The following is a 229-nucleotide window of genomic DNA, read 5'->3' as shown; positions in this document are numbered from 1 at the left end:
GGTTAATTTTGCCGTAAGCGCGGATCTTCTCTTCGTATTGACGGCATTCTGCGTCAATATCTTCGGCATTACCATTCAGAAGGTTGATATTTTGCTGTTGAATATCAACATGATCGAAAAAGTTACGGTACATGAAACTGAGGTAACTTTCCGGATGCTCTTTTGGCAGGCCAACGTACTCATCCTTGTTGAAGGTGACGACGTGGTTGAAACTAGCCTGGCCCGCTTT

At 44.5% G+C, this 229-nt stretch carries 1 pseudogene; it reads right to left on the bottom strand.

Annotated elements, in window-relative coordinates:
• Nucleotides 1-229: pseudogene (locus KVT28_RS27510) on the bottom strand (6-phosphogluconolactonase); the annotation flags it as partial.

This window comes from Pantoea sp. GbtcB22, from assembly GCF_019091025.1.
Classification (GTDB): domain Bacteria; phylum Pseudomonadota; class Gammaproteobacteria; order Enterobacterales; family Enterobacteriaceae; genus Pantoea; species Pantoea leporis.
The sequence above is the reverse complement of the archived record's forward strand: the minus strand, read 5'-3'. Positions and strand labels throughout refer to the sequence as shown.